We start from the raw sequence: 12481 nt of genomic DNA, 5'->3' as shown, positions 1-12481 counted from the left end.
GGCGTGGGGCCGGGGGAAGGTGCGCTGGCATCGTTGGCAGCGGAGGGGTCGCTCGTTCTTCCTCATGAACTATCCGTGTGAGAACAGGTATGCGTGAACACGTCGACTGTGTTCATCAGCAGGGTGCTTTCGTGACGTGCGGGCAGCGAATATCTCGCCCAGGCGCATCACGAAACGGCCCGCACGAAAGGGCCGGGCTTGGGCCGGACCGGTCCGCCCCGGCCGGTGCGGCGGCGAGACGGACCGGGTTTGAAGGGGCTTTAGTTTCGGCGCAGCAGGCGATGGCGGAGGTAGGAACGGTTTGCCACGTAGGCGAGCGGGGCCAGGACCGCCACCGCTGGTGTTGCTGCCGGCCCGTAGATGAGGACGAGTCCCAGTGAGGCCACGGCCACGAACGCTCCAGCGCCGATGTTGACAGTCGTGTCGACAAGGTCGGGAGTTTGGCGCTCGGGCGAACGGCGCATGCTAATTTCGAATCCGCTGGTCAGACCGGCGGGACACGGACGAGGGTGCACTCGCACTCCTTGCTTCGTAGTCGTATGTGAACGCAAGAGGGCCCTGCGGAATGGTTGGACGCCGCCACAGGGCCCTCTCGCATGCCCGACCCTAACCCCTCGCATGCACAGAGAGCGACGAGTTCGTCACGAAAGCGGGTTTGAGGTTCATCGGCTACACGAAAGCAACGTCGCCCGCCATGAAGCTGCGGACGGGTGCGGGATTTTCCCACACCGATAGGCTTCGACAGTCGAGATTTGCGATGAGCGGGCGCAAATGACGCTGTGTCGATATAGTGCCCGCCGCCCCGAGTTACCCCATCATGCCCCACTCCAGGGACACCCGCGCGGTGCTCATCAAAGTCGATCTTCCTTGTAGATGAGATCACCGCAGCGTCTTCACGTCCGCATCCACGCGCCCTCGGTCTGGGCAGGGCGGGAGACCATGTGCAGCAGCTGTAAGCCTGATCTTCGCGAACGTGCTCCTTGAAGGTGCCGCACCCGGTAGGACGGTGCACGACACGGCTGCTCGGGGAGGGCTTGATGGACGTCGTTCGCGTATTGCTGCTGATCCTCATCGGTAGCGCGATATGGGTGGGGTGGCGGCTCTACAGCTTCCCGGGCGGGTGGGGCTTCGCCTTCGGCGCTCAAAACGCTGGAGAACGCGAGCACCTTGCTGCGGCTCGGAGGAAGTGGCGGGACGCGGAGAGCAGTTCGTACCGCCGGGTGACGGCAGCAAAGGAGCAAGAACACCGCGCGCAGACACTCCTCGATGCACGGATCCGCAGCGCGGAGAAGACTCTCCAGCAGCTACGCCAGCCCGGCCGAGGAGAGCTGGTGGAGGAACGCGGGCCGATGGCACTCCACCGGCATGTACTGCTGATCGCCGGCGAAGAGATCCCCCTAGCCGGCCTGCGGATCCGCTTCGAGCAAGACCGGAAAGAGCACCACATCTACGCCACCCGGCCGGACGGAACCGTCCGTTTGACGTCGTTCCCGCATGCAGCGCATGAGGAGGGACACGTTCGCCGGTTCGCCGTGGGCATCGAGAACGCCGTGGCAGAGGAGAACGCCTTCCGCGCCCAGCGGAAGGCGTTGATGACTCAGGCAGAGAAGGAGCTGCAGAAGGCCCAGGCCGATACCGGCGCTCGGGACGCCGCCCGCCTCCACGTCGAGCACACCACCTCACTCCATCAGCACGACCGTCGACGTAAGGCCGCTCGCGCGGAACTGGACGCCGCCCGCAGCCGGTGGCAGAGCCTCACCGGCAAGTTGCCACACTGAATGGCTACTACGGCAGGGGCCCGCCACTCCGAAATCCTTGCGTGGTGGTCAAACGCTCCAGGGCGGACGGACCCCGGAGGCCGATGGTCGCCGGGCGTATTCGCCCATGTTGCTGGCCAGAAGGTTCACCGATTTGTGGCCGCCGGCGAGCGCCTTAACAGCGCTGGGATCCAGAATGATCACGCTGTGGTGCTCTGGCGACCCGGACCTTTTCGGCAGCGATCCCGTAGATGTTGGTGAGCACGCCGGGGCTTGCTCGAACTCCTTGTCCACGACGGCGTACGACCTCCCGGTCCGCGCCAACCGTTCTGCCCGCTGTGCCGCAGTCGGCTGTTGGGCAGCAAGCGCACCTACCGCGCCGAGATCGCACGGCGGACCACCGTCGGCTGCTGACCCCGCCGCCGTTCCGTTCTGGGCTCAGGCCCTGCTGTTCCAGCAGTTGGACGACGAGGGTGCCCCGGCCTTCGCCGGGGCGCCCTCGTCGTTTCAGGCGAAGGCCAGTTCGCGGAAGGTGTCGCGGATGTCCGTCAGGGGCTGGCGGTCGCGGGTGTAGTAGAGCTTGTTGGTCAGCAGGACCGCCCAGCGGTCGTTGGCGGGTGAGATCCACATGCCGGTGCCGGTGAACCCGTAGTGCACCCAGACGTCCCGTTCGTCGTTCGTTCCGGGTGCGGGGTGCCAGAACAGGCCGCGGGCGGGCTCCAGACCATTGGTCTGCATGGTCAGGGAGTAGGCGGTCCACTCGGACCCGAAACCGGCCGCGGTGGGGGCTGTGGCAGGGTCCAGCATGTACCGCAGGAAGCGGGTGAGATCGTCGAGGGTGGTGAAGGCGCCGGCGATGCCGCACACGCCGCCCAGTAGGCGAGCGGAGAAGTCGTGGGCTGTGCCCTTGAGGTGGGTGTCAGTCTCCGGGTCGAGTTCGGTGGGGGCGCAGCGGGCGGCGACCGGGTCGGGCAGCGGGCCGAAGCAAGTGGAGCTCATTCCGAGCGGTTGCCAGGTCCGGGCGGCGGCGATCTGGTCCAGGGGTTGGCCGGAGAGGTGTTCGGTGAGGTAGCCGAGGATGAGGGCGGCCCGGTCGGTGTACTCGACGGCTTCGCCGGGCGGCCGGTGCAGTTCCTCGTGCAGTACCCCGCGGCGGATGGCCTGCGGGTCGGTGCCGTAGAGGTTCTTCAACTGGGCCCGCAGCGGAACGCCGGCAGTGTGGGTCAGTAGCTGCCGGGCGGTGACGTGCCCGAGCGGGCGGCCTTCCACTTCGGGCCAGAAGCTGCCCAGTGGCTGGTCGAGGTCGAGGGCGCTGTCCTCCCAGAAGGCTCCGATGGAGGACCAGACCGCGAGGATCTTGGTGAGGCTTGCGGCGTCGAAGACGGTGGCGGGCTGCATCCGGTCCCCGGGCTCGTCCGGGTCCAGGACCCCGGTGGCGCCGCTTGCTCGGACACCGGCGCTGTCGCCGACAGCCCAGACGGCGCCGGGATAGACCTTGTCGCGGACGCCTTCGTCCAGCAGTGCTTCGATGCGGTCGATCATGGTCTCCCTCGCGGCGGCTGTCCCGCCGGCCAGCGTAGTGACGCAGCCGGGTTGGTTGCTGGTGCGGCACGGGCTCAACACCTGACCGCCGGCCGAGGGTGTGCAGTGCGCGGACGGTGGCCGAGAGCGGGTAGCGGGCGGCATTGGCATACCCCGCTTCCCGCACGGCGGGCAGCACACCGGGGGTCCACAGCCGTTCAAGGTCCCGTGCCACCGTGGCGGGCTGGGTGAAGTCGGTGGCCACCGCGGTGGCGTCGAGAGCACCCCGTAGGCCCGGCACGGGCTGGTAGAGCTTGGGCAGCGCGCAGGCCGCTGGTGGTCCGTGCGGCGCCGTGCCGGGCGGTGGCTGCGCGGTAAAGCTCGCGGATTTCGGGCCGGCCACGGGGTGTCCAGCGTGACGGACTATGGCGGCAAGGTGATCAAATCGATCAGCCCGGTGAGGCGCCGGCCTGCGTGAGGGTGAGGTGGAGGGCGAAGACGCCGAGGGCTTCTTTCTCGGGTGGGTAGATGTCGCGGATCGCGGCCACGAGTTCGTCGTGGGTCATCTCCGGGCCGCCGATCGCGGCCGGGTCCTCCGCATCGAGCATCGCCTTGAAGGACTCGTACTCGTTGACCTGGGCGATGCGAGTTGTCAGGGTGTCGTCGCCGCAGCTGATCCGCAGGGTGTCTCCTGCGGCGATCTTGCGGATCTTGGGGTAGCCGACGCGGACCTCGATGGTCTTGGCGCCGCTGGCGATCAGGTCGAAGTACGGCTTGCGGATGTTGAGGGAGTACGCGGCGGGCTGCGGTTGCTGGGTGGCCATCGCGGTGTCCTTCATGCTCCAGTTGGTGCTGCGGGCAGGGCTGGGCGGGCTGCTGCCTCGACGTTGGCCAGCCGTTCGCGCAGGCTCTCGACGGCAGTCTGGCGGGGATAGCGGCGGGTCAGGAAGGTGGTGAGGTCGCCGGCCCGGTTCCGGACTGAGTCGACGACGCGGGCGGAGTCCAGGGCCTGGTGGCCGAGGGTGACGGCGTCGTCGGGGTCGCCGAGCTGGGCATGGGCGAGGGCGAGGTCGATGCGGGCGATCGCTTCTCGGCTGGGCGAGCGGGACGCCGCGGGGGCCGCCTCATAGGTCGCGAGCGCGTGTTCGGCGTGTTTACGGGCCTGTTCAGCCTGGCCGAGCCAGATGAACGAGGTCGCCGGATACGAGGTGAGCGCATAGTCCGCCAGCGGCAGGACATCCATGCCGAAGCGGCGGGGTGAGCGGGGCGGCAGGAGCCGGTGGACGTTCTCGGCGGCCTGGAAGGCGGTGGTGAAGCCTTCGGCGTCGCCGGCGGCGGCAGCAGCGCGGGCGGCCTGGGCATGCAGCCGCACGGTCAGTGGATGGTCGGCCGGGGCTTCGGTGAGGCCCTTGAGGGCGGCTTCGCGGGCCTTGGCGGGCCGTTGTTCATAGAGGTTGATGGAGGCGGCGGCGTCCATCGCCCACGCGCACAGCTGGCCGTGTCCGGCCTGCTGGCCGTGGACGAATGCGTCGGTGGCGAACGCCAGACCGGTGCGGGCGTCTCCGAGGTCGTGGGCGAGCCAGGCCAGGAGCTCGGACAGCCATCCGGCGAACGCCAGCAGTTCGCGTGCTTGGCTGTGGGTGTGCTTGGCCTTCAGCAGCCGGTTGACCTTGCGCCGGTAGTCCATCATCGCGTCGAAGAGTGCTCTGGGTGGCGTGAGCGAGTACGCGCGGTTGAACTCGGTGACCGCGAGGTCGAGGTGATCCAGGGTTCCCGAGCCGAGCGAGGTCGCTTCCGCCTGCTGGGTGAACTCCATGGCCTCGGCGGCGGCCTGTTCCAGGATCTGTGCTGCGGCGGCCGGGGCGGCCATGGCCAGTCCGGCGAGCTTCACCGCGTCGCGACGCTTCGTTGCCTCCACCTCCGCCAAGCACGCATCGGTCCGGGCCACATCCCCTTCGGAAAGTGTTCCACCGGGCCCGTCCCCGCTCCAAAGCGGAGCGTTCTCGTCCGCTGCGGGGGCGGGTGAATAGTCGCGGGCGAAGCCCAACCCGACCGGGCTGGTGGTGAACAGACGGCACAGCAGATCCTGGTAGTCAGGGCTGGGCAGGGCCCCTGCCTCCCAGTCCTTCCAGGAGCGCTCGGACATCCCGACCTTGGCGAGGTGTTCGTCCTCGACGAGCTGGTGGGCGGCGGCGACGGCTTGGGCGACGGTCCAGCCCATGGCCAGACGGCGGCACTTGAGGCGCCGATGGCCGCAGTGGTCGGCGATCTTGGCGGCGATCTCGGCAGTCAGGGCCGCCGGCACGGGGTCGGGAGAGCCGGCCCGGCCCAGGGCACGTTCCCGCAGAGCCTTCCCGCAGGAAACGTCGTGGACCGCTCTGGCTTGCTGCATCTGGGATTTCACCGGTTGCCTCTCCCGCGAGGCAGCGCTGGTTGCGCCGCTGCTGGTGACCAACGATTGCCTGCCTGCCCTGGCACACGGTCAAACCCTTTTACGAGGGCGGACCTGCCGCCCCCAGTGGGCGGCCACACCGCCCGCTGGGGGCGGCTACCTCTCACTACCTGCGACAACGCCGCCGGATCACTCTGAAGAAGGCGCCGCGTCCGGCCGACGGCCCTGGACATTCGACGGCTCCCCCGGAGATGAGACGAGGGCATCAGGCCGGACGCGTCGCGCCTCCCCCTATCCACACGCCCGGGGCGTCTGCCCAGGGCGGGAGAACGAGAGGGATTCCCCATGGACGAAGCATCGACCGCTTCCTTGTCCGGGCAGGTCGCCCAGCTGGACCGGCTGGACGGGCAGTTGATCGAGCGGATGCGGCACGAGGCCCTGACCGCCCCGGCGCCCTGGAAGGCCGAGTACAGCGAGTTCCAGTCCGGCGGCTGGTGGACCACGTCGCTGATGAATGCCTCCGGCGAGGCCGCGGACGTGAAGATCGGCGACTGCACCGCCCGCTCCACCGCCCTGCTGGAGCACATGCCTGCCACGGCTGGTCTGCTGACCGAGCTGGGTCTGTCCTACATGTGGGTTCGGCTCGCCCGTCTGGAGGCGAACGCGTTCCTCTGGGAACACCGCGACTACGACGAGCTTGACCAGGCCGAACGCCACCGGCTGCACATCCCGCTGCACACCAACTCCTCGGCGTTTCTCGTGACCGGCGGGACCAAGGTCCACATGGCAGGCGGGCGGATTTGGCGGCTGACCCCGACCTACGTACACGGGGTCTGCAACCTGCTGGGCCCGGACCGGATCCACCTGATCGCGGACGTCTACGCGGATGACGCCTACGACCGCCTGGCCACACGGGCCGACGCACCCGCGGCCGCCGAGCGGCTGCCGCTGGCAACGGAGGCGGTGCTGGCCGAGCGGTTCGCCGCCGCCCGGCGCCTGGCCGACCTCGGCTACACCGACGCTGCCGAAAGGCTGCTGCTGCGGTTGTTCTACTCCTTCGCCTTGCCTGCGGGCGTCGCCTACGACCTGATCGCTGACCTGCACACCTGCCGCGGCGACGCCGAGGCCAGCCGCCGCTGGACGGCGGCGAAATCTAAGCTCCTCGCCCTCGCCTCCTGACGCCGCACGACCCCCGAGCCCTGGAAGGACTTCGCGCATGCCCACCGCAACGATGGCCCCGGCTCCGGCCGAGCTGCAGCTGGCCGAACTGACCGAGGCCAACCGGCCCACCCAGCTGCCGCTGTTGACCCGCATCGCCGAGTTGCTGTCCGCAGCTCCGGCCGTCACCCACCTGCTGGTCCGCGGCTCGCTCGCCTCCGGCACCGCCGACCGCCTCTCCGACGTGGACTTCCTCGTCGGCGTCCACGACCGTGACCTGCCCGCTTTCACCACAGCCCTGAACGACCTGATGACGGTCGCGGGCGGGGCTCTGCTGCCCGGCTGGCGCGACACCATCGTCGCGGACCTGGGCGGCATCGGGTTCGTCTTCCTCATCCAGCATCAGGGCAAGCTCCAGCAGGTCGACCTCTACCTCGCCCCCGCCTCGCAGATCACCAGCGTCCGCCGGAAGATCGCCGGGAAGGTGCTGCTGGACCGCCCACCAGCCGAGATCACCACCGCCGAGATCGAGCAGGCCCGCTCCCACATCACCGGGCTGCTTCGGCGGCCGAGGTCGTGCACCGAGCTGCTGATCGAGCACCTGGTGCTGGCGGTGCTGCTGCACAAGCGCATCCAGCGCGGTCAGCGGTTCATCGCCTACGCCGAGTGGCACATGCTGCACACCGCGACGAAGGACCTGATCAAGACGGCCCTCGCGCCGACGTCCCGGTTCTGGGGCTGGTATCAGCTGCGGGAGGAGATCGCGCTAACCCCGATCGGCCGGGCCTGCCTGGCCGACCTGGATGCGGCGATCACCTCCCCGGCCGTCCCTGAAGCCGCCGATGTCGAGGCCGCCTTGGACCGGGTGCTCGCCCTGGTTGAGCGGGCCTGCCCCAACGCGCTGGACGGCTTGGCGGACGCGATCATCGCCTACCGCACCTACCTGGAGCTGGCGTGATGCCCCAGATCCGCCGGGCGAGGACAGCGGTGTTCTTCGGTGGCGTCGTCCCGGCCTCGGCGGACGAGGAACGGCTCGCCGAGGAGGTCGGCATGGCTCTGGCCGGGGCCGGGTTCGCTCTCCTGCACGGCGGCTACAACGGGCTGATGGAAGCGGCTGCCCGCGGGGCGGCCTCCAAGGGCGGCATGGTCACCGCCGTCACCCTGGCCGACAAGCACGCCGAGTGGGGCGAGTTCAACCCGCACATCACTGATGAGGTTCACCTGCCCGACGTCGGCGCCCGCCTCAACCACTATCTGGACACGGCGGATCTGGTGGTCGCGATGGGCGGCGGGGTCGGCACCCTGCACGAGTTGGCTGCCGCCCTCTACTACGCGGGCAACATCCGCCCCGTCCCCGTCTGGATCACAGGCCCCACCGCGCTTGGGCTGCTGGCCTTCCTGCGACGGGAGAAGTGGCTGTTCGAGACGCCCACCCGGCCGCTGGGCTTCCTTGGCCAGGTCGCGTCGGCGTCCGCGTTCGCCGCCCGGCTCCACACCTTGACCGATGAGAAGGGGGCGGACGCGTGACCGCCACCGCAAGGAGCATCCTGGCGTGCAGGATCGCCGACACCGCCTGCGTCACCGGGAGGTTCGCCCTGCCCGACGGGCAGGTGCTGGACGGGTACTTCGACGAGTACCGCCTGGCCGCCGACCCGCAGCTGCTGCACGACGTCGCCGACGCCATGGCCGCCCTCGTCCCCCAGGACGCCGAGGTGTTGGCCGGGATCGAGCTCGGCGGGGTTCCGCTGGTCATCGCTCTGTCGGCGGCGACCGGGCTGCCGGCCGCGTTCCTGAGGCGGCTGCCCAAGCGCTACGGCTCCAAGCGGCAGATCGAGGGCGCCCGCATCGAGGGACGCCGGGTCGTCCTGGTCGACGACGTGGTCCGTTCCGGCGGGCAGCTGCTGGCCATGAGCCGGATCCTGCGGGTCGCCGGGGCGCCGGTCACCGACGCGCTCTGCGTGCTGGAACGGCCCCTCGGCGGGCGGCTGTTGCTGGAGGAGCACGGCATCGCCCTGCACCCGCTGCTGGCCGATGCCGACCTGACCGGCCCGTCGGGGGCGGCGTCGTGAGGGGGGCGGTGCTGTTTGACCTGGACGGGGTGCTGCTGGACAGCCGGGACGCGGTGCTGGCAACCCTGGCGGGGGTCGCCACCGCCGCCCTCGGGCGGCGGATCACCGCGTGCGACCTGCCGCCAGGCGCCGCGACGACCCCCAGGGTCGAGGTGCTGTCCGCCCTCGGCGTCGCCGACCCGGATGGGCTCTGCGAACGGTGGTGGGACGTCGCACTGGCTACCGCCGCAGGCACTCGGATCTTCCCCGGCGTTCTGGAAGGGCTGATGGCCCTCAAGGACACCGGGATGGCGACGGGCCTGGTCACCTTGCAGACCCACAGCCGGCTGCCGTGGCTGCTGCCCCCGGCGGTCCTGGACCTGCTGGATGTGACCGTCTGCCGCGAGGACGCCGAGCCCAAGCCGGCCCCGGACGGGATCTTCCTGGCTCTGGCCCACCTCGCCGCGGCTCCACGCGACGCGGTGTTCGTCGGTGACACCTTCACCGACCGGGCGGCTGCCTTCGAGGCCGGCGTCGCCTTCGTCGGGGCTGGCTGGGGCTATGCCGGGCCCGACGCGCTCGCGGCGGCCGGATGCCCGGTGGTGCTGACCGACTCGGCTCAGATCGGCCCCGGCCTGCTTGACCTGGTCCCGGCCGGTCGGGCTCCACTCCCGGTGTCGGCCACCGCACTCTAAGCGATCTTGACGCCGGACCCGCTACAGTCGGTGCTGCGGCAGACCATCCAGTGCATGGTGGTCTGCTGCGGCACCGATGTGATCAACGGATCTGGAGTCATGGTTTACACCGTGGGGGCGCGAGCTATCTGCGTCGAGCTGGAGAACTGAGAACCCTCTCAGTCCCTGTTCTCGGCCCGGCTCGGCGTGTGATCTTCCCCCACCTTCCACGACTCTTTCGTGAGGCCATGCCGCCATGCGCTCGACGCAGATTCGCAAGACGTTCACCGACTTCTTCATCTCCCGCGGCCACCAGGTGGTGCCGTCCAGTCCGCTGATCCCGGACGACCCCACCCTGCTGCTGGCGAACGCCGGGATGAACCAGTTCAAGCCCTACTTCCTGGGCGAGACCATCCCGCCGTTCACCCGCGCGACCAGCATCCAGAAGTGCGCGCGGACCTCGGACATCGACAACGTCGGCCGCACCAATCGGCACGCGACGTTCTTCGAGATGATGGGCAACTTCTCCTTCGGCGACTACTTCAAGGAAGACGCGATCGCCTTCGCCTGGGAACTCCTCACCCAGGGCTATGGGCTGGAGGAGGACAAGCTCTGGATCACCGTCTTCGAGGACGACGACGAGGCCGAGCACCTTTGGCGCCGCATCGGCGTCCCCGCCTCCCGCATCCAGCGCCTGGGGATGGAGGACAACTACTGGTCCATGGGCGTCCCGGGCCCCTGCGGCCCATGTTCGGAGGTCAACTACGACCGCGGCCCCGCCTTCGGCAAGGAAGGCGGCCCCGCCATCGACGGCGAACGCTACGTCGAGATCTGGAACCTGGTCTTCATGCAGTTCCAGCGCGGTGAAGGCGACAAGAAGGGCAACTTCCCCATCCTCGGCGAGCTCACCAACAAGAGCATCGACACCGGCCTGGGCCTGGACCGGCTCGCCGCGATCCTCCAAGACGCCCAGAACGTCTGCACCACCGACCTGCTGCTGCCCACCTTCCGTACCGTCCAGGACCTCGCCGGCCGCGAGGCCCCCAGCGAGGGCGAAGAGAAGGTGTCCTTCCAGGTCGTCACCGAGCACGCCCGCTCCATCGCCTTCCTCATCGCCGACGGCGTCCTGCCCGCCAAGGACGGCCGCGGCTACATCCTGCGGCGCCTGATGCGCCGCGCGATCCGCCATGCCCGCCGCCTGGGCATCGACGGGCCCGTCCTGCCCACCACCACCGCCAGCGTCATCGACAACCTCGGCACCGTATGGCCCGAGCTGACGGGCCAGGCCGCCCTCATCGAGCAGGTCGTCACCGCCGAGGAAGAGTCCTTCACCCGCACCCTCACCCAAGGCACCCGCCTTCTGGACGCCGCGATCACGCACACCCGCGAGAAGCGGTCGGCCACTCTGCCCGGCGAGACAGCCTTCGAACTCGCCGACACCTACGGCTTCCCCCTGGAGCTGACGGTCGAGGTGGCCCGCGAGGCCGGCCTGACCGTCGACGAGGAGAGGTTCGCCGCGCTGCTGGACGAGCAAAAGAAGCGCGCGAAGGCCGGCGGCAAGGCCAAAACTGGCGAGGCCCTACGCAAGATGGACACCTACCGTGAGCTGGCCAGCGGCCTGGCGCGGACCGAGTTCCTCGGCTATGAGCACCTGACCGCCGAGGCCACCGTCACCGGCCTCATCTCCGGCGGCAGCGTCGTCCCGTCCGTCGGCGCGGGCAGCGAGGTCGAGCTGGTACTGGACCGGTCGCCGTTCTATGCCGAGGCCGGCGGGCAGATCGGCGACACCGGCACCCTGACCATGAGCGACGGCACCGTCCTGCGGATCACGGACACCCGCTACGGGCTGGAAGGCTTCCGCGTCCACTCCGCCCGCGTCATCGAAGGCGAACTCCGCACGGGCGCCACTGGCGAAGCGGTCGTGGACGCAGAGCGGCGGGCCGGACTGATGCGCTCGCACTCGGCCACCCACATCCTGCACGCCGTCGTCATGGCCACCCTGGGCGATCATGCCCGGCAGCAGGGCTCCCTGGTCGAGCCCGACCGGCTCCGCTTCGACTTTGCGCACTTCACCGCCCTCACTCCCGACCAGCTCCACCAGATCGAGCAGGCCGTCAACGGCCACGTCCTCGATGACCCTCAAGTGCGGGCCTGGCACGCCGACCGTGCCGAGGCCGAAGCCGCGGGCGCCATCGCGCTGTTCGGAGAGAAGTACGGCGAACGGGTCCGCATCGTCGACATCGGCGACTTCTCCCGCGAGCTCTGCGGCGGCACCCACGTCGCCCACGGCTCCCAGGTCGGCGCCTTCCGTCTGCTGTCCGAGTCCTCGATCGGCTCCAACCTCCGCCGCGTCGAAGCGCTCACCGGCCACAGCAGCCTCCGCCACCTGGACACCGAACGGCGGCTGCTGGGCGAGCTCGCCAGCCTGCTCGGCACCCGCCCCACCGAGGCCCCCGGAGCCCTGCACAAACGCCTGGAAGCGCTGGCGGTCGCGCAGGAGAAGCTGTCCCGGCTTCGGGCTGAGGAACTGCGTCACCAGGCCGGACAGCTCACCGCCCATGCCCAGCCGACCGGACACGGGCAGCTGGTCGTCCGACTCATCACTGGCGTCGCCCCGGACGAACTGCGCGGCCTCGCCGCTGACACCCTCGCACGACTCGGCCGCGGCCCCGCCATCGTGGTCCTGGGCGCCGAACACAAGGGCAAGGCCCTCCTCGCCTCCGCGCTCTCCTCCGACCTCCACCAAGCGGGCATTCAGGCCAGCCGGATCCTCGCGGAGGCGGCCCGGACGGTCGGCGGCGGCTCCGGAGGGCACGGCCCGGTCGCCAGTGCCGGAGGACGCCGCCCAGAGGCCCTCAACGAAGCTCTGGACCTCGCTGCCCACGGAGCCACCCACCTCCTCAGCGACCGCTGACATGCACCGTTTGGGCT

At 69.6% G+C, this 12481-nt stretch carries 10 protein-coding genes and 1 pseudogene; 7 read left to right on the top strand and 4 right to left on the bottom strand.

Going from position 1 to position 12481, the window contains the following annotated elements:
• The first annotated feature begins 1037 nt into the window (after nt 1–1037).
• Nucleotides 1038–1778 carry a hypothetical protein gene (locus tag AB0G35_RS24315; RefSeq protein ID WP_360953190.1) on the top strand — a complete coding sequence of 247 codons (741 nt, stop codon included), beginning with the start codon at nt 1038–1040 and terminating at the stop codon, nt 1776–1778.
• A 486-nt stretch (nt 1779–2264) separates the two neighbouring features.
• On the opposite strand, the gene AB0G35_RS24310 is transcribed toward AB0G35_RS24315, so the two are convergent.
• The 4 genes and pseudogenes from AB0G35_RS24310 to AB0G35_RS24295 form a co-directional block, all read right to left on the bottom strand.
• Nucleotides 2265–3299 carry a serine hydrolase domain-containing protein gene (locus tag AB0G35_RS24310; RefSeq protein WP_360953187.1) on the bottom strand — a complete coding sequence of 345 codons (1035 nt, stop codon included), beginning with the start codon at nt 3297–3299 and terminating at the stop codon, nt 2265–2267.
• Between the two features lie 85 nt (nt 3300–3384).
• Nucleotides 3385–3609, bottom strand: a pseudogene (locus AB0G35_RS24305) (glycosyltransferase); the annotation flags it as partial.
• Between the two features lie 118 nt (nt 3610–3727).
• The gene (locus AB0G35_RS24300; protein WP_360953184.1) at nt 3728–4117 is read right to left on the bottom strand and encodes an ASCH domain-containing protein; all 390 of its coding nucleotides are present in this window, start codon (nt 4115–4117) and stop codon (nt 3728–3730) included.
• Entirely contained in the window at nt 4114–5670 is a 1557-nt protein-coding gene (locus tag AB0G35_RS24295; RefSeq protein ID WP_360953181.1) for a tetratricopeptide repeat protein, read from the bottom strand. Before AB0G35_RS24295 ends, AB0G35_RS24300 begins: the two co-directional genes overlap by 4 nt.
• Before the next feature lie 345 nt (nt 5671–6015).
• Here AB0G35_RS24295 and AB0G35_RS24290 point away from each other — a divergent pair, with 345 nt between their 5' ends.
• From AB0G35_RS24290 to alaS, 6 genes are all read left to right on the top strand, one after another.
• Nucleotides 6016–6849, top strand: a complete 834-nt coding sequence (locus tag AB0G35_RS24290; protein ID WP_360953178.1) for an aspartyl/asparaginyl beta-hydroxylase domain-containing protein — start codon at nt 6016–6018, stop codon at nt 6847–6849.
• Nucleotides 6850–6886: 37 nt separating this feature from the next.
• Nucleotides 6887–7786, top strand: a complete 900-nt coding sequence (locus tag AB0G35_RS24285) for a hypothetical protein (protein ID WP_360953175.1) — start codon at nt 6887–6889, stop codon at nt 7784–7786.
• Complete coding sequence (locus tag AB0G35_RS24280) at nt 7786–8355, top strand: LOG family protein (RefSeq protein ID WP_360953172.1); 570 nt, start codon at nt 7786–7788, stop codon at nt 8353–8355. Before AB0G35_RS24285 ends, AB0G35_RS24280 begins: the two co-directional genes overlap by 1 nt.
• Entirely contained in the window at nt 8352–8897 is a 546-nt protein-coding gene (locus tag AB0G35_RS24275) for a phosphoribosyltransferase family protein (RefSeq protein ID WP_360953169.1), read from the top strand. The genes AB0G35_RS24280 and AB0G35_RS24275 overlap by 4 nt, the downstream gene beginning before the upstream one ends.
• A gap of 8 nt (nt 8898–8905) precedes the next feature.
• Nucleotides 8906–9571, top strand: coding sequence for an HAD hydrolase-like protein (locus AB0G35_RS24270; protein WP_360953166.1), 666 nt, complete (start codon nt 8906–8908; stop codon nt 9569–9571).
• A gap of 235 nt (nt 9572–9806) precedes the next feature.
• Complete coding sequence (alaS, locus tag AB0G35_RS24265) at nt 9807–12464, top strand: alanine--tRNA ligase (protein WP_360953163.1); 2658 nt, start codon at nt 9807–9809, stop codon at nt 12462–12464.
• Nucleotides 12465–12481 lie beyond the last annotated feature (17 nt).

This window comes from Streptomyces sp. NPDC021749 (genome assembly GCF_040640655.1).
Lineage (GTDB): Bacteria > Actinomycetota > Actinomycetes > Streptomycetales > Streptomycetaceae > Streptomyces.
This window is presented reverse-complemented; position numbering and strand designations above follow the sequence as displayed.